General features: G+C 60.8%; 13 protein-coding genes. 11 read left to right on the forward strand and 2 right to left on the reverse strand.

Going from position 1 to position 17,524, the window contains the following annotated elements; all coding sequences use genetic code 11:
- Positions 1–322: 322 nt before the first annotated feature.
- From ACP3TY_RS25760 to ACP3TY_RS25785, 6 genes are all read left to right on the forward strand, one after another.
- Positions 323–1,957: a glycosyltransferase gene (locus ACP3TY_RS25760; protein WP_426618774.1), complete on the forward strand. Its 1,635-nt coding sequence runs from the start codon at positions 323–325 to the stop codon at positions 1,955–1,957.
- Complete coding sequence (locus ACP3TY_RS25765) at positions 1,951–3,255, forward strand: glycosyltransferase (protein ID WP_426618775.1); 1,305 nt, start codon at positions 1,951–1,953, stop codon at positions 3,253–3,255. The genes ACP3TY_RS25760 and ACP3TY_RS25765 overlap by 7 nt, the downstream gene beginning before the upstream one ends.
- Positions 3,252–4,127: a class I SAM-dependent methyltransferase gene (locus ACP3TY_RS25770; RefSeq protein ID WP_400648238.1), complete on the forward strand. Its 876-nt coding sequence runs from the start codon at positions 3,252–3,254 to the stop codon at positions 4,125–4,127. The genes ACP3TY_RS25765 and ACP3TY_RS25770 overlap by 4 nt, the downstream gene beginning before the upstream one ends.
- Positions 4,128–4,245: 118 nt before the next feature.
- The gene (locus ACP3TY_RS25775; protein ID WP_053125253.1) at positions 4,246–5,085 is read left to right on the forward strand and encodes a class I SAM-dependent methyltransferase; all 840 of its coding nucleotides are present in this window, start codon (positions 4,246–4,248) and stop codon (positions 5,083–5,085) included.
- A 137-nt stretch (positions 5,086–5,222) separates the two neighbouring features.
- Positions 5,223–6,407, forward strand: a complete 1,185-nt coding sequence (locus ACP3TY_RS25780) for a DUF3142 domain-containing protein (protein ID WP_426618776.1) — start codon at positions 5,223–5,225, stop codon at positions 6,405–6,407.
- The gene (locus ACP3TY_RS25785) at positions 6,394–8,532 is read left to right on the forward strand and encodes a hypothetical protein (RefSeq protein WP_426618777.1); all 2,139 of its coding nucleotides are present in this window, start codon (positions 6,394–6,396) and stop codon (positions 8,530–8,532) included. Before ACP3TY_RS25780 ends, ACP3TY_RS25785 begins: the two co-directional genes overlap by 14 nt.
- Here ACP3TY_RS25785 and ACP3TY_RS25790 read toward each other — a convergent pair.
- Positions 8,529–9,158: a LysE family translocator gene (locus ACP3TY_RS25790; protein ID WP_426618778.1), complete on the reverse strand. Its 630-nt coding sequence runs from the start codon at positions 9,156–9,158 to the stop codon at positions 8,529–8,531. The two genes, ACP3TY_RS25785 and ACP3TY_RS25790, sit on opposite strands and share 4 nt — an antisense overlap.
- 144 nt (positions 9,159–9,302) lie before the next feature.
- On the opposite strand from ACP3TY_RS25790, the gene ACP3TY_RS25795 reads away from it, so the two are divergent.
- Positions 9,303–9,776 (forward strand): Lrp/AsnC family transcriptional regulator, encoded by a 474-nt coding sequence (locus ACP3TY_RS25795; protein ID WP_053125245.1) that lies wholly within the window; start codon positions 9,303–9,305, stop codon positions 9,774–9,776.
- Between the two features lie 84 nt (positions 9,777–9,860).
- On the opposite strand, the gene lpdA is transcribed toward ACP3TY_RS25795, so the two are convergent.
- Complete coding sequence (gene lpdA / locus ACP3TY_RS25800; RefSeq protein WP_426618779.1) at positions 9,861–11,261, reverse strand: dihydrolipoyl dehydrogenase; 1,401 nt, start codon at positions 11,259–11,261, stop codon at positions 9,861–9,863.
- A 211-nt stretch (positions 11,262–11,472) separates the two neighbouring features.
- Here lpdA and hflK (ACP3TY_RS25805) point away from each other — a divergent pair, with 211 nt between their 5' ends.
- The 4 genes from hflK (ACP3TY_RS25805) to ACP3TY_RS25820 are packed head-to-tail and all read left to right on the forward strand — an operon-like array spanning position 11,473 to position 17,421.
- Positions 11,473–13,434 (forward strand): protease modulator HflK, encoded by a 1,962-nt coding sequence (hflK, locus tag ACP3TY_RS25805; RefSeq protein ID WP_426618780.1) that lies wholly within the window; start codon positions 11,473–11,475, stop codon positions 13,432–13,434.
- The gene (gene hflC / locus ACP3TY_RS25810) at positions 13,431–14,471 is read left to right on the forward strand and encodes a protease modulator HflC (RefSeq protein ID WP_426618781.1); all 1,041 of its coding nucleotides are present in this window, start codon (positions 13,431–13,433) and stop codon (positions 14,469–14,471) included. Before hflK (ACP3TY_RS25805) ends, hflC begins: the two co-directional genes overlap by 4 nt.
- Positions 14,468–15,517, forward strand: coding sequence for a protease modulator HflK (hflK, locus tag ACP3TY_RS25815; protein WP_426618782.1), 1,050 nt, complete (start codon positions 14,468–14,470; stop codon positions 15,515–15,517). Before hflC ends, hflK (ACP3TY_RS25815) begins: the two co-directional genes overlap by 4 nt.
- Positions 15,514–17,421, forward strand: coding sequence for a heavy metal translocating P-type ATPase (locus ACP3TY_RS25820; protein ID WP_426618783.1), 1,908 nt, complete (start codon positions 15,514–15,516; stop codon positions 17,419–17,421). The genes hflK (ACP3TY_RS25815) and ACP3TY_RS25820 overlap by 4 nt, the downstream gene beginning before the upstream one ends.
- The last annotated feature ends 103 nt before the right edge of the window (positions 17,422–17,524 follow it).

Here is a 17,524-nt window from a genome sequence, read left to right on the forward strand (position 1 = left end):
TTGTAGTTATTTGCTGTCAATCTGTGCCAATTGCCGAGCAATTTCAACTGGCCAAACCGTGACCGGTCAGTTCTCGTCAGCGTAGCCAAATTTATTCTCGCCGGGCGGTTCACGAATCCTTGATGGATGTGTTTAGAATGCCCCTCGCCGCCATTCTTCAAAGTTTGTCGCAAGGGTCGCGAGCCAGAGTGAAACCAACCACTAAAACAAGAACGAAGACGTTTCCCATGACGAAGGACGAAAGCCGGTAAAGCCGATTCGATCCGACGCTTGGCCGTCATAGCATGAGACTGCCGGGATGGTGGTTTCATCGTGGAATGCCATGAATTTCATTCTTTACTCGGATGTCAACGACCGCTCCATCAGCCAGAGTCTTGGGCGTCCCGAATACAGCTATTACTTCGTGCTCAAGGCCTATCGCCCTGTGCTGGAAAGCCTTGGGCGGGTGCATGTCGTGGCATCGGCGGCTGAAGTCGATCCGCTGTATCGACACCTGCAAGAGGCCGGTGAAGAGTGTCTGTTTCTTTCGTTCTCGCCACCGCATAAAACCCCGACTGACCTGCAATGCCCGACGGTGTGCGTGATCGCGTGGGAGTATGACTCGATCCCTTCCGAGTGCCACCCCGATGATCCCCGCCAGGACTGGAGCCAGACGCTGGCGCGGCATGGCCGGGTAATCACGTTGTCCAGTCACACGGCCGAAGCGATCCGCCGCACCTTGGGTGAAGACTTTCCTGTACTGGTTCTGCCCACGCCATTGTGGGAAGGTTTTGCCGCTGTGCGTGAGCAATTTCCGCCCGCAGCGGTGAACGCCGGAGCGACGTTGCAGATCAAGGGTTGCATCATCGACAGCCGCGCTCTGGGGTTGTCTGCCGACGGTCTGATCGCCCCCATTCACAACGAGCAGGAACTGGAAACCCGTGGTCTGGCCGAGCCGGTCGAGGAGACGCCGGCAGAACTTCTGCCACCTCCCGAGCTGACCCCGCGCCGTCGGGCATTCATCACCAGGCATTATCTGCGTGAAGGCGTTCGAGCCTTCACCCGTCCTTCCGAGCATCGGCCGCTGTTTCTGCTCAAGCACAACCTGCTGATGTGGTATCGCGAAGCCGTCAGCGATTTATTGCCCGATGCGCTGCGCCAAAAGCTTTCCGGTCTGCGTACGCCGGCCCCCGAGCCCTTGCCTCTGGCGACGACGGTCGCGCAAGCCATGGAGCAAGTCGAACATCCTCAAGCGGTGTTGCCCGATACCAGCGAGTACGCACAGATCGACGTCAGTGGCGTGGTCTACGTGAGCGTGTTCAACCCTGATGACGGGCGCAAGAACTGGCATCACTTGATCACGGCATTCTGCTGGGCCATGCGCGATGTCGAAGACGCGACGCTGGTGCTGAAAATCACCCAGAACGACCTGTCGAGTTACTACGTTCATCTGATCACGTTGCTGTCGCAACTCTCGCCCTTTGCCTGTCGCGTGGTGGTCATGCATGGCTATCTGGAAGACAAGGAATTCGCCCGGTTGTATGGCGCGGCGAGTTTCTATGTCAACGCGTCGCGCTGCGAAGGGTTGTGCCTGCCGTTGATGGAATTCATGTCGTGCGCCCGTCCGGTGATCGCGCCAAACCACACAGCCATGCGCGATTACATCGACGAGGAAGTCGGCTTCATCGTCAAGTCCAGCCGCGAGCCGACCATCTGGCCGGAGGACGTGCGGATTCTGTATCGCACGCTGCGCCATCGCCCGGACTGGGGCTCGTTGAAAACCGCTTACGAGGACAGCTACGCGATGGCTAAAAATCATCCGCAGGCTTACCAGACCATGGCCGCCGCCGCTGATCAGCGTATGCACGATTACTGCGGATTCGCGCCTGTGCAGCAGCGCCTGGCAGCGTTTCTCGGGCTGACACCTGTCCGTGACGTCGCTTCGCAGCCAATCGAAGCGGGGGCTGCCTCATGCTGATCATCATTCATTCGGAAACCAACAAGAGCAATATCCAGCAAAACCTCGGCCGGCCCGAGTACAGCTATTACTTCGTGCTCAAGGAATTCCGCCCGGTGCTGGAACGCATCGGTCAGGTCATCGAGGTGAGTAATCCCGACGAATTGGTCGATCGCCTGTATTTCGATTGCCTGAGCCGTGGCGAAGCCTGTGTCTACCTGTCGTTCTCGCCGCCGCATCGCACGCCGATTCATTATGCGTGCCCGACCATTCCGGTATTTGCCTGGGAATTCAGCACCATTCCGACCGAGAGCTGGCAGGGTGAACCGCGCCATGACTGGCGTGTGGTGCTGGAGGCCTGCGGCAGGGCGATCACCCATTCGACGTTCACGGTCAATACCGTGCGCGATGTGATGGGGGCCGATTATCCGGTGTGTGCGATCCCGGCGCCGGTGTGGGATCGCTTCGCTGCGCGTGGTCAGTCATTGAGCAAAAGCTCAGTGGTGGAAAACGTGCAGTTGAATTTGCGAGGTCTGTTGATCGACAGCCGCACCGTCGACTTGCGGCCGTATGGCCCAAGCGAGCTGCAAGAGGGGACGCCGATGTCGTTCAGCGGTCCACCGCAGGATTGCACGGTGCAACTTGAGGGCGTGGTCTACACCTCGGTGTTCAATCCCTATGACGGGCGCAAGAATTGGCATGACATGATCAGTGCATTCTGCAGCACTTTTCGTGACGTGCCCGATGCAACGCTGGTGCTGAAACTCACCCACCATGACATCGCCAATGCGCTGTACGACATGGTGCATCATCTCTACAAGAATCAGACGTACCAATGCCGGATCGTGCTGATCCACGGCTATCTGGCTGATGCTGATTATGAAGCGCTGGTGCAGGCCACCAGTTACGTGGTCAACAGCTCCTACGGTGAAGGGCAGTGCCTGCCGTTGATGGAATTCATGTCGTGCGGCAAACCGGCGATTGCACCGCTGAACACGGCAATGGCCGATTACATCGACAGCGATTGTGCGTTCATCGTCGATTTCACTGAAGAGCTCACGGCCTGGCCGCACGATCCCCGCGCGGCGTATCGGACGATGCGCTACATGACCGACTGGGATTCGCTGTGTACGGCCTATCGCGCCAGCTATGACGTGGCGAAAACCGATGGTCAGCGCTACGCCAGAATGTCGGCCCACGCCGTCAGCAATCTGCAGCGTTTTTGCAGTCAGGACAACACCGAACAGCGTTTGCGGACATTTTTTGAACAACGTCTGCAATCGGCTCAGACGCCTCCTGCACAAGTCTCGCGCGCATGATTCGGCGACTGCTCGCACGATGGTTACCCGCGCCCCCACCGATGCCCGAGCCTGCGCCGCTCCCCAGCGTTTCGCCTGCTGATGTCGGTTTGCATGACGCCGTGCTCGACGGCTGGTTTTTAGGCGCCTCGGGCGAATTGCTCAAAGGTTTTGCAATCACGGCGGATGACACGCTGCTCGACGTTGGTTGCGGCGAAGGCGTGGCAACGTTATTCGCCGTACGCCAGGGCGCCTCGGTGATTTTCACTGACAGTGAACACCACAAGGTGCGCGATCTTGCCCGGCAGGTCGACGCGCAAAGCCATCAACTGAACCTGGGCCTGGTCAGCAACAGCCTGCCGCTGCCATTAGCCGATGGCTGCGCCAGCAAAGTGGTGTGCATGGAAGTGCTGGAGCACATCGACCACCCGGAACCATTCATGGCCGAACTGGTGCGCATGGGGCGCCCCGGTGCGCAATACCTGCTCAGCGTACCGGCACCGGTGGGCGAGCATTTGCAGAAGGGCATCGCCCCGGCCAGCTATTACCAATCGCCCAATCATGTGCAGATTTTTACCGCGGAGCGTTTCGCCGCATTGGTAGAGGACGCGGGTCTGGTAATCGAGCATCGCCAGGCCAATGGATTTTTCTGGGTGATGGGGATGATTTTTTTCTGGGCGAGCGAGCGCGCGGCCGGCAGAGATCCCGGCGGCGCGGTGCGTGATCGTATTCAGGCGCCGTATCCACCGTTGATGGAAAGCTGGGCCCGCACCTGGCAAGACCTGCTGGCCCAGCCCGATGGCCATGCGATCAAACAGACCCTCGATCAATTGATGCCGAAAAGTCAGGTCATCATCGCCCGCAAACCTCTGGACGCAGGGCGCACGTCATGACCGGCAAACGGATCATAGCCATCGAAAAATTGCGCGCCATCGCTGTGCCGGGCGTTTTGTTCCATCACTTGCCAGGCAACCGGTTCGCCGATGCCAGCCGATCCTCTGGAGCGTACTCATGCTGCAACTTTTGAAAAAATTATTGCCGACAGCACCGGCTCCAGTTGCCGAGCCGCCTGCCGCTGTTATCCCCGAGAAAAAAGATTCTTACATGGTCGGCCTGCACGATGCGGTGCTCAGCGGCTGGTACACAGAGGCGACCGGCGAGCTGTTCAAAGGTTTTGTGGTGAGCCCTGACGACGTATTGCTCGACGTCGGCTGCGGTGATGGCGGCAATGTGCATTTCTGCGGCATGCGCGGGGCGAAAATCATCATCGCCGACATCGACGCGGCCAAGGTCGAAGCGACCCGTCAGCGCCTGAGCGACACGCCGGCGCGCGACATCGAATGCCATGTCACGGACTGCAATCCGTTACCGATTGCCGACGCCACGGCAACGCGGGTGGTTTCCACCGAAGTCATCGAACACGTCGACGATCCGGCGCAATTTCTTTCTGAACTGGTACGGGTCGGCAAGCCGGGTGCCATGTACCTGCTGAGCGTGCCGCATTCAAGTTCCGAAAACCTGCAAATAGGCATCGCCGCCGATGAGTATTTCCAGAAGCCCAACCACATTCGGATCATCAGCGAAGAGCAGTTCAAGACGATGGTCAGCGATGCCGGGCTGGAGATCATCAGCCACAGCCAGCACGGTTTTTACTGGTCGGTGTGGATGCTGTTGTTCTGGGAAGCCAAGGTTGATTTGAACAACCCGGATCATCCGTTGCTCAATCACTGGGCGGATACCTGGCAGGCGTTGCTCAGCTCGCCACGTGGCGCGCAGATCAAACAGGCGCTGGACTCGGTGATTGCCAAAAGCCAGATCATCATTGCCCGTAAACCCGGAGTACCTCTGTAGGAGCTGCGGCACGCTGCGATCTTTTGATCTTGATTTTAAAAAACAGGATCAAAAGATCGCAGTCTCGTTTCACTCGACAGCTCCTACAGGGTTTTTGTGTAACCTTGCAGCCTTGTGGTGTTCGGGGGTTGGAAGGTATGCGGTTCATTGTCGGTCTGTTCTTGGGCATCTTGCTTGTGGGTTGCAAGCAGCAAGACGCGCCACCCCTCGACCAACAACTCTACATCTGGCAACGCCAATGGACGCCGGCCCATGAGTCGGCGTTGCGCGACAGCCACAATGATTTCTCAACGCTGCGCGTCCTCGCCCTGCAAGCCTTCCCGAATGCCGGATGGAGCCGCGCGCGAATCGATGCGCGGTTATTGAAAGCTGATGGCCGACCGTTGATCGCGGTGATTCGTCTCGACGGCCAACTCAAGTCGCTGGATCAGGATCAGGTCACTGCACAGATTCTCCAAGTGCTCGCCGATTGGCAGGCGCAAGGCTTGACGCTGAGCGGCGTCGAGATCGATCACGACGCCGGTAACGCAAGCTTGCCAGCCTACGCAGAATTCCTTAAACAGCTGCGCTCGGCACTGCCGACGAACATCCCGCTGAGCATCACCGCACTGCCAGCCTGGCTCGACAGCGCGCAATTGCCGACACTCCTGCAAACCGTCGACAGCAGCGTGCTGCAAGTCCATGCGGTCAGCGATCCGCGTCGAGGGCTGTTCGATTCTGATCAGGCATTGAAGTGGGCGAAGGCCTGGGCGCGGATCACCGACAAACCTTTTTATCTCGCGCTGCCGGCCTACGGTGTCGCGCTGTTGCCGGACGACGGTGGGGCGCCGCTGGTGGAAAGTGAGGTGCAGCTTGAGCGCGGTGGCGAGCGTCAGGAACTGCTCGCCGATCCGCTGTCATTGAGCCAACTCGGCAAGACCCTGCGCGAAGACCCGCCGGCGCACCTGGCCGGGTTGATCTGGTTTCGTTTGCCGCTGGCCAACGATCGCCGCGCCTGGAGCCTGACCACGTTGCGCGCGGTTGCCCGTGGCGATCAACTCGTCAGCCAGCTCGGCGTGACGTTCAGCGAAAACGATGGTCTTTACGACATCAAACTCGACAACCCCGGCAACCTCGACAGTGCCTGGCCCGCGCAAATCACCTTGAAGGCGCAAAGCTGCGAAGGTGCCGATGCGCTCGCCGGTTATGCATTGCAACAAGGCCCGGATCTGCTTACCTTCACCCGCCTGCGCGACGGCCGATTGCCGGCGGGCGGACAACGCGCCATCGGTTGGGCGCGTTGCGCACATATTGATCAAGGAGGTTCGCATGTTGACCCGTAACTGGCCCCGCCATCTGCTCTGCCTGAGCCTCTGCTTGCCATTGGGCTCGGCGCTGGCCTGCGGCCCGGACTTCCCGATGCGCCTGCTCGACAATCGCGGGCAAACCCTGGCGGATCTGCCGGAGGGCAATTTCAACTTCGAACTCAGCCGCCTCGGCAAAGCCATCGCCGGGCTGAACAACGTCACGGCGGCGACGCACAATCCCGACGACCTGTACGGCGAAGAAAACGCAGCCGCCGAGGCGCGCGATAAGGCTGAACAGCTGGGTTTGAGCGCCGATCAGCAAACGCTGGTCAAGCAACTGCGCGGCCTGACCGATGCGCATCAGGTCGAGGTGCAGGGCGCGAGCCTGCCGGCGGAGATCCGTTTGTACGTGGCCGGCGCAGTCGCGTTTGCCACGGGCGATCATCAACTCGCCGTCGAATATTTCAACAAGCTCCTGGCGCTGCCGGCGGATCAGCGTCCCTTGCGCAGCACCTGGGCTGCGTATTCTCTCGGGCGTACGTTGTTCGCCATGAGCAGCGAAGCCGGGGATAAGGTCGTCGCGCTGGAGCGATCGCGTGATGCGTTCCGTCAGGCTCGGCAACTGAGCATCGACGGTTTCAGCGATCCGTTGGAGCTGGGTGTCGCCAGCCTCGGCGAAGAGGCGCGGGTGGTGCGCGCGGCGGGCGACTGGAACGGCGCCATCGAATTGTATGAAGCGCAGAACCTGCACGGTTCCGCCGTGGGTTACACCTCGCTCAAGCAATTAATGAATGAGTTGGCGGAATTGCCCGAGGTCGAACTGGCCGAATTGCTTCAGCACACATCGGTGCAGCAACTGGTCACGGCGTCCTTGGTCAGCCGTCAGGGCTGGTCGTTTGGCGACGAACCGCCGAACGAGAAGAAACTGGTGAAGCTGCTGCAAAACAGCACCCGTGGCAGTCTTGAAAATGCAGATCGCCTGGCAGCGATGAGTTATCAACAGGGCGATTACGCCGGTGCCAAGGCTTTCTTGGAAAACGCCGGCGACGGCGGACTCGCGTGGTGGCTGCGCGCGAAACTGGCGGTGCGTGACGGTGATAAAAATGCCGCTGCCGCCGCCTATTCGAAAGCCGCGCAAGCCTTCCCGCAGAAAGAGGATTGGGGCTATCGCCGTACCCCGGACTGGGCGTACGAGAGCCTGCAGCCGAAATGCCGGGTCGAGGGCGAAAGCGCGATTCTCGCCTTGCAGCGCGGCGAATACCTGCAAGCGTTCGTGCAGTTGTATCGCAGCAACAGCACCTATTGGTTCGATGCGGCGACCGTGGCCGAACGCGTGCTGACGGTTGAAGAGTTGAAAAAATACGTCGACGATAACGTCCCGGCACCGCCTGCACTGACCCAGCAGGAGCGCGACAACTACGTGCCGCTGCCGGTCGCCGCCAGCCTGCGCAACCTGCTCGGTCGGCGCTTGCTGCGCGAAGGGCATTACGCCGAAGCGGTGGCGTATTTCGACAATCCCGACCTGCAAAACAAGGCGCGGCTCTACGGTGAGCAACGCTTGAAAGCTGATTCCGCATGGTGGCCGACCAAGCGTGCCAGTGCGCTGTACAACGCCGCGTGGACGGCGCGCGAGTGGGGCATGGACATCCTCGGTTACGAGATGGCTCCGGATTTCGCCACGTTCGGCGGCAACTACAGCCTGGAATCCACCGAGCTGAAAGTCGGCCCGCTGGTCAGCGAAGCCGAGGTGCAGCGCCAGAAGGCCAGCGAAGCGAAACCGGATGAGCGTTATCACTACCGTTTCGTCGCCACCGAACTCGCGGGTCGCGCTGCCGACAACCTGCCGCACACCAGCCAGGCGTTTGCTGCCGTGCTGTGCAACGCGGCGGGTTGGAACAGCAGCCTTGAAGAGCAGAGCGCGCTCTATCAGCGATACATCAAAGAAGGCCCGTACGTGTTGTGGGCGGTGGATTTCGGCAATCAATGCCCGTACCCGGATTTCGAAAACGCCGACAAGCGTTACGTCACCCAGGTCACGGACTCGGTCCGAACGACGCTGCGACCGTACAAGTGGCCGGTGCAGGTTGGCGCGATTGTCTTGGTCACGGCCGCCGCGTTGCTGTTGATCAGCCGTCGTCAGCGCAAGGCCCGCAAAGGCTAAGCCTGCTGGACGAAGGTCAGGCGCACGGCGAAACCGATCAACAGGCTGCCGAACAACCATTGCTGCAGCCGTTGCGCCGTTGGACTGTGTTGCAGCCAACGGCCCAGCGCGGCGCCGGTCAGCGCATAGGCGCTGTCGAACAGCAGACCGACGCCGACCAGCAGCGCGCCGAGCAGGGCGAACTGGCTCAGCACTGGCGCGCCGTCGGCGACGATGAACTGCGGCAACAGCACCGAGCAGAACAACAGGGCTTTTGGGTTGAGCAGGTTGGTCAGCAAACCGCGCCGGATCGCTTCGCGCCATTGGCCGTGGCTATCGGCAGTTTCAGCTGTCGTCAGGTTCGGCAGCAGCGTGCTGCGCAGGCATTGAATGCCGATCCACAGCAGATACGCCGCCCCCGCCAGCCGCACCACTTCGAACGTCCACGGCGCTGCTTTGAACAACGCCGCCAATCCCAACGCCGCTAACGCCACATGACAACCGCGGGCAATCGCCAGCCCTATCGCCGTGGCCAATGCTGCACCGCGACCCTGACGCGCGCCGGTTTGCAGGAGCAAGATCATATCTGGGCCGGGCAGCAGAAAAACCACCGCTAAGGCCAGGAAAAACAGCCAGAGACTCGCCACGGTTCAGTCCTTTCGTTGTCGATTCGGTAGCGCCAGTCTAGGGCTGAAGGGCGGGGCAGGTGCTTGCGTAGTCGGCTTCAAAAGCTTCTGCAATTGGCATAACCTGCTAGCTTTGCACGCGACAACTATCGGGATCTGCCAAACATGAAACTGGATGCCTTCGACCGCAAAATCCTCGCCGCCCTGCAACGGGACGGGCGCCTGAGCAACGTCGAGCTGGCGGATGAAATCGGCTTGTCGGCATCGCCGTGTTTGCGCCGGGTGCGCATGCTGGAAGAGGCGGGGGTGATTCGCGGCTATCAGGCCAATCTTGATCGCGATGAAGTCGGGCTGGGGCTGACGGTGTTTGTCGGGGTTAAGGTCGAACGCCACAACGACGAACAGGCCGAGGCGTTTTATGCAGCGGTGACGGCGCTGCCGGAGGTGATTTCAGCGTTCCTGGTGTCGGGGGAGTCGGATTTTCTGCTGCAAGTGGTGGTGCCGGATCTGCGCGCGTACGACCGCTTTCTCAGCGGCTGCCTGTTGAAGTTGCCGGGGGTGAGTGACATCCGCAGCAACTTCGCGATTCACACGGTGAAGACACCGGGGGCTTTGCCGCTTGGGCATCTTCCGGCCTGACAAGCAAAGATCGCAGCCTTCGGCAGCTCCTACAGGGGGCGCATCTCATGTAGGAGCTGCCGAAGGCTGCGATCTTTTGATCTTCTACATCTGCGTCGCCATCCCCTCGACATTCATCGCCGCCTGGCGCAACGCTTCCGAGCGCGTCGGGTGCGGATGACAGGTCAACGCAATGTCCTCCGCCGAGGCACTGAATTCCATCGCCACACAAAACTCGCCAATCATCTCACTCACGCTCGGCCCCACAAGATGCACGCCGAGCACTTCATCCGTGCGTTCATCGGCGAGGACTTTGGCAAAACCCTCAGTCTCATGGTTGATCTTCGCCCGGCTGTTGGCGGTGAACGGGAATTTGCCGACCTTGTAGGCGCGGCCCTCAGCCTTGAGTTGCTCTTCAGTCTTGCCGACGCTGGCCAGTTCCGGCTTGGTGTAGATGACGTTGGGGATCAGGTCGTAATTGACCTCGCCAGCCTTGCCATGGATCTGCTCGACGCAGGCCATCGCTTCATCCTCAGCCTTGTGCGCGAGCATCGGCCCGGACGTCACGTCGCCAATCACCCAGACACCAGCCGCTTCGGTGCGATGCTGTTTATTGGCGAGCATGCCGCGCTTGTCGGGGCTAAGGCCGACGTTTTCCAGGCCCAGGCCTTGGGTGTAAGGGCGACGACCAATCGCCACCAGCACGTAATCGGCTTCGAGCAGTTCCGCCGTGCCGCCCGCCGCCGGCTCAACGCTGAGCTGCACGCCGTTCTCCGAAGTCGTCGCGCTGGTGACTTTCGAACTCAACTTGAAGGCGATGCCCTGTTTGCTCAGCGAGCGCTGCAGGGTTTTGCCGGCCTCGCCATCAACACCAGGGCAGATGCGGTCGAGGTATTCGACCACGGTCACCTGCGCGCCGAGTCGCCGCCACACCGAACCCAACTCCAGGCCAATCACGCCGGCCCCGATCACCACCAGATGTTTTGGCACTTCGCTCAGCGACAACGCGCCCGTTGAATCGAGGATACGTTTGTTGTCGATCTCGACACCGGGCAGGGGAGTGGGCTCGGAGCCGGTGGCGATGATGATGTCTTTGGCAGTCAGCTCGACCTTATTGCCCTGATCGTCAGTCACCGTAACCTTGCCCGGCCCATCGATGTGGCCCCAGCCCTTGATCCAGTCGACCTTGTTCTTGCGAAAGAGAAACTCGATGCCTTTGGTCAGGGCGGTCACGCTTTCGTCTTTCTGTTTCATCATTTGCGCGAGGTTCAGCGTCGGTTTGACTTCGATGCCGAGGTTGGCGAATTCCGCACCCATGGCCGCGTCATACAGCTCCGAGGCGTGCAACAGGGCTTTGGACGGCATGCAACCGACGTTCAGGCAGGTGCCGCCGAGGGTCGCCCGACCTTCGACGCAAGCGGCCTTGAGGCCCAACTGGCCGGCGCGGATCGCCGCGTTATAACCACCGGGGCCGCCGCCCAGAATCACTACGTCATAGTTGCTCATGCGCTTGCTCCTGATGAATGGATGCGGATCGCTAAAAGTAGCTGTCGATAAAAATTACGAACGTAATATGTGCGTTTCCAGACATTTCGGTCAAGGCTTCAGGCAAGCGACAGGTTGAGCGCCTTTGAATACGGTTAATTGTGTACGAATATTTCACGCTTTTCGTTATATCGTAACGATATGAACCGTGAGCCAATGATTTTGGGGTGATATGCAAGTTGATCTGGAGGTGGATGGCACGCAGGTGACCGGACTGCCGCGTTTTCAGCAGGCGACCACGCAGGGCAGGCGACTGCGGCGTTGGGCGTTGGGCCTTGGCGGATTGGCCGGGGCGGGCTGGGTGTCGGCGTTTTTCGTCGGGCTGTTTGCGCCGCAATCATTGTGGCTGCCGCTGCTGGTCAATCAGAGCGCAGCGTTGTTGGTGTTGGTCGCCGGGCTGCAATCGGCGTGGTGGGTGACGCAATGGCGCGCGCGGGTGATCAATCCTGTTGTGCTGACGCCGACTGCCGAGGATGAAGCGATTGCGCCAGAAGGTTGGTACGAACGCCTGCTGGATCGCCTCAGTCAGCGCGGTCTGCATGTGCTTGGCCAGATCGGTGCAGCGACGCTGTGGTTGGGCGGTTGGGCGTTGCTGGTGGCGCTGAGCATCGAACAGGTGTGGAACCTGACGTTGCCCGCCGCAACCGTTGGAGTGTCCGCCTCCGTCGGTGCGGCGTTGGCGTTGCTGCTGGCGTTCGGCTTGCTGGTACTGGAGCGGCAACTCGCTCAGGAAAATCCAGCGCAATGGCCAGAAGCCGGAGCGCTGGCGCAACTGACGCGCGTGGCGATCATCAGTCTGGTGCTCGGTGCGCTGTGTTTATTGTTCGCTGGCGACAACACGGTTTGGCCGGTTCGCGTGGCAGTACTCATCGGCATCTTGCCGGGATTGGTCGCGATCGAGCTGCTATTGCGCGCGGTACTCTCGGTCTTCAGCCCACGCCGCGAACAGCTCGAACCGACGCTGTTGGCGCGCAGTTTCGTCGCCGACATGCTGCGCTGGCCGCCGCAGCCGTTGCTCGCGTTGCAGCATGAATTACACAACCGTTTTGGCATCGATCTACGTCAGATCTGGGCGTTCAGTTACATGCGCCGAGCGTTTCTGCCGGTGCTGGCGCTGGTCGCAGCGGTGGGTTGGTTGCTTACTGGCATCCATGAAATCCCGCTGCAGGGCCGAGGCATTTATGAGCGTTTCGGCAAACCGGTGCAGGTCTTTGGCCCCGGTTTGCACACAGGTTTGCCGTGGCCGTTGGGTCGCGTGTTGATCGTCGAAAACGGCGTGGTGCATGAACTCGCTACCAGCGTCGGCGAGAACCCGGCACCGCCACAAGCCGATCCTGCTGAAGGCCCGGCACCGATGACGGCCAACCGTTTGTGGGACGCCAGTCACGTCAACGACAAGTCGCAAGTGATCGCCAGCAGCCGCGGCGATCAGCAGAGCTTTCAAATCGTCAACATGGACGTGCGCTTCGTCTATCGCATCGGCCTGACTGATCAGGCGGCGCTGGCCGCGACCTACAATAGCGCTGATGTGCCAACGCTGATCCGCAGCACCGCCAGCCGGATTCTGGTGCACGACTTTGCTTCGCGTACGCTCGACGGTTTGCTCGGTGAAGACCGGGTAGGGCTGGGCGAGGAGATCGGTCGCGCGGTGCAAAGCGATCTGCAACAACTCAACAGTGGCGTCGAGATTCTCGCCACGGTGGTTGAAGCCATTCACCCGCCGGCCGGTGCCGCCAATGCTTATCACGCGGTGCAAGCAGCGCAAATCGGCGCGCAGGCGTTGATCTCCCGTGAGCGTGGCGCGGCGGCCGAAGCGAGTAATCAGGCGCAATTGCAGGCCAGCCTCGCTCGCGATCAGGCCAGCGCCAACGCCCGCGAAACCAGTGCCACGGCGCAAGCGGCGGATCTGAAATTCAGCGCCGAACAAAAAGCCTACGCCAGTGCCGGCCAGGCCTTTGTGCTGGAGCAATACCTCGCGCAGCTCAGCCAAGGCCTGAGCAAAGCCAAATTGCTGGTACTCGATCATCGCCTCGGTGGCAGCAGCAATGCGCCGACCATCGACCTGCGTACTTTCACGCTGCCGGCTGACCCGGCGCCCGCGCGCACCACCGCTCAACCAGGAGTCGCCCATTGAGCCAGTCGCACACGCACGAACCGCATGATCACAGCGGCCACGATCACGGCCACGGCGGACATCACCATCATCATGGGCATCATCACCACGGTGCGCCGGAAGAGGCGGGGCCTTTCCCGTGGCGGCGCATGGGCTGGGCAGTCTTGCTGGTGGCGTTCGCAATTGCCGCGGCGAGCCTGGTGCAAGTGCGCTCCGGTGAAGCCACGGTCATTACTCGCTTCGGTAATCCATCGCGGGTATTGCTTGAACCGGGTTTGAGCTGGCGCTGGCCGGCGCCATTCGAAGCGGCGATTCCGGTGGATTTGCGTCTGCGTACTACCTCCAGCGGCTTGCAGGATGTCGGTACCCGCGACGGTTTGCGCATCATCGTTCAGGCTTATGTGGCGTGGCAGGTGCAGGGCGACCCAAGCAACGTGCAGCGCTTCATGCGTGCAGTGCAGAACCAGCCGGACGAAGCGGCGCGGCAGATTCGTACCTTCGTTGGCTCCGCGCTGGAAACCACCGCGAGCAGTTTCGATCTGGCGAATCTGGTCAACACCGATGCCAGCCAAGTGCATATCGCTGAATTCGAAGCGCAGTTGCGTCAGCAGATTGATCAGCAATTGCTCGCGACCTATGGCGTGCGTGTCGTGCAAGTCGGCATCGAGCGTTTGACCTTGCCGTCGGTAACGCTCACTGCCACGGTCGATCGCATGCGCGCCGAGCGTGAAACAATTGCCACCGAACGTACAGCGATCGGCAAACGCGAAGCGGCACAGATTCGTTCTGCAGCCGAACGCGATGCGCGAATTGTCCAGGCTGACGCCACCGTGAAAGCCGCAGAAATCGAAGCGCAATCTCGCGTCGAAGCCGCGCAGATTTACGGCCGTGCCTACGCCAGTTCTCCGCAGCTGTACAACTTGCTGCGCTCGCTGGACACCCTCGGCACCATCGTCACGCCGGACACCAAACTGATTCTGCGCACCGACGCCGTGCCATTCCGCGTACTGGTTGATGGCCCGCCGACACTCGACAGCAAATCCGGATTGCAGCCATGAGTGAAGAAGTTCCACGTGGAACACATTCGCTAAACAGTCCGTGGATTCAGGCCGGTCGTTTGGCATTTTTTGCCCTGTATGCGGTAACGGTCTTGGCCGCATTGGCGTGGGCATTCTCCAACGTGCGGCAGATCGACCCGCAGAATCGCGCCGTGGTTTTGCACTTTGGCGCGCTGGATCGCGTGCAAAACGCCGGTCTGTTATTGGCTTGGCCGCAGCCGTTCGAACAGGTGGTTTTGCTGCCTGCAGCGGATCGGGTGATCGAACGCCGAGTGGAAAATCTGTTGCGCAGCGATGAGGCGTTGAAGGCTGATCGTGTTGCTTCGTTCGCCACACCGCTGAGCGATGCGCTGGCCGGGTCTGGTTATTTATTGACCGGTGATGCCGGCGTGGTGCAACTGGATGTGCGGGTGTTCTACAAAGTCACCGACCCTTACGACTTCGTCTTGCAGGCCGATCATGTGCTGCCGGCGCTGGATCGATTGGTCACCCGCAGCGCCGTCGCACTGACTGCCGCAAGGGATCTCGACACCATTCTCGTCGCTCGCCCTGAATTGATCGGCGCCGACAATCAAGCGGCCGAACGCCGTGAACGGCTGCGCGGTGATCTGGTGCAAGGCATCAACAAACGCCTCGCCGAGTTGAAGGCGAGCGGGCAGGGCATCGGCATCGAAGTGGCGCGGGTCGATGTGCAATCGAGTCTGCCTGACCCTGCCGTAAGTGCGTTCAACGCCGTGCTGACTGCCAGTCAGCAAGCCGATAAAGCCGTGGCCAACGCGCGCACCGACGCCGAGAAACTCACCCAGACCGCCAACGAGCAAGCCGACCGCACGCTGCAAGTGGCTCACGCGCAGGCGGGTGAACGCCTGGCCAAAGCCTCGGCCGACACCGCCACGGTGTCGAGTCTGGCCAGCAGCGCCGACCCGCAAATGCTTCTGCGCCTGTACCGCGAACGCATGCCGAAGATTCTCGGCCAGGCCGGATCGGTGACCACGGTCGATCCGAAAGACGATTCCCGCCTGATCATTCAGGGAGCCATTAAATGACTGCGACGACCGCCGCCCCGAGCCTGTTGTCCTCGGCCGAACAACGCCGCGCCGCTCGGCAACTGACCCTCGCGATGCTTGCGCTGGGCTTGCTGGGTCTCGGTTTGATCTGGCGTTGGCTGGTGCCGGAGCAAACCGGTGTCAGTCAGTTGCTGCTTGGTTTTGCTTCTTTATTAGTCGCCGTGCCGGTGATGCGTTCGGCGTGGTACAGCCTGCGTTATCCAAGCCTGCACGGCATCACCGATCAACTGATTGCCTTGGCCATGCTCGGCGCGTGGGCGACTGGTGATCTGCTGACGGCGGCGCTGTTGCCGATCATCATGATTTTCGGCCACGTGCTGGAGGAGCGCAGTGTCATCGGTTCGCAGGAAGCGATCCATGCGCTTGGCCAACTGACGCGCAGTCACGCGCGCAAGGTTCAGGCCGATGGTTCGATCCTCGAAGTGGACAACGGCACGCTGAAATCGGGCGACACCGTTGAGGTGCGCGCCGGTGATCGGGTGCCGGCGGATGGTCGGGTTTTGTCCGGCCAGGCCAGTCTCGATACCGCTTCGATTACCGGCGAGTCAGTGCCGGTGGAGGCTGGGGTTGGCATGACGGTGTTCGGCGGCGCGATCAACCTTGATGGGCTGCTGCGTATTGAAGTGACTCGCACCGGCGATGAATCGACCCTCGGCAAAGTCATCGCTCTGATGCAAAACGCCGAGCGTTCGAAACCACCGATCACTCGTTTGCTCGAGCGTTATGCTGGCAGCTACATGGTGCTGGTGTTGTTGCTGGCGGCGGTGACCTGGTTCGTCACCAATGATGCGCAGGCGATGCTCGCGGTGTTGGTGGCGGCGTGTCCGTGCGCGTTGGTGTTGTCTGCCCCGGCGACGGCGATTGCCGGTGTCGCGGTGGCGGCGCGGCACGGGATTCTGATCCGCAGTTCGGCGTTTCTTGAAGAACTGGCTGACCTGACCTCGCTGGTCGTCGACAAGACCGGCACGCTGACTTACGGCACGTTGCGTTTGCAGTCGATCGACAGTTCCCACACAGACACCTCCGCGATTACCGCACTGGCTGCCAGCCTCGGAGCGGCGAGCAGTCATCCGGTCAGTCGAGCGTTGGCGGGGTTGGTCAGTCAGGAACAGTCCGTCGCCCTGAGTGAGATACACGAGCGTCAGGGTCTTGGTGTGGTTGCCATGACGGAGCAGGGCGAGGCGGCGCTGGGGCGACCGGAGTTGTTCGCGCAATTGGGCATCATTACTTCGACCGTTCCCGAGCACGACGGCCCGATTGCCGGGTTGTCCTTGAACGGTGAATTTCTCGCGTGGTTGTTGCTGGCCGACAGCGTCAAACCGGAGGCGCGTTTTGCCCTCAGCGAATTGCGCGAATTGGGTTTGGGTCGGCAACTGTTGCTGACCGGTGATCGGCAGAGTGTCGCTCAGACTTTGGCGCGTGATGTTGGTTTGCAAGAGGTTCAAGCCCAGGCCTTACCTGAGGACAAACTCAATCGTGTGCTCACGGAAATCGACAACGGTTTCCGGCCGATGGTGGTCGGTGACGGCATCAACGATTCGTTGGCACTCAAGGCCGGCGTGGTCGGTGTGGCGATGGGCGCGGGCGGTGCGGACATCGCGTTGGCCTCGGCTGACATCGTGCTGATCGGCAGCGATTTGCGCCGGCTCGGAACCTGCGTGCGGCTCAGTCGCCAATGTCGCCGAACCTTGCAGGTCAACGTGGTCATCGGTCTGGGCTGGACGCTGGCCATCGTTGTGTTCGCCGCATTCGGTTGGTTGGGTGCCGCCGGAGCGATGATCGCGGCGCTGTTGCATAACCTCAGTACGCTACTGGTGTTGGGCAATGCCGGGCGGCTGCTGCGCTTTCAGGAACCACTGCTAAAGCTCAAGGACGATCATTGAAATTATTTTTGACCCTCGTGTAACGCCATCCGGGTGGCTCTCTCTAGTGCTATGTCGGCACTGAACAAACCGTTCAGCCGACATCCCTGACGATGACCGAGGA

The organism is Pseudomonas rustica (assembly GCF_049959085.1).
Classification (GTDB): domain Bacteria; phylum Pseudomonadota; class Gammaproteobacteria; order Pseudomonadales; family Pseudomonadaceae; genus Aquipseudomonas; species Aquipseudomonas rustica.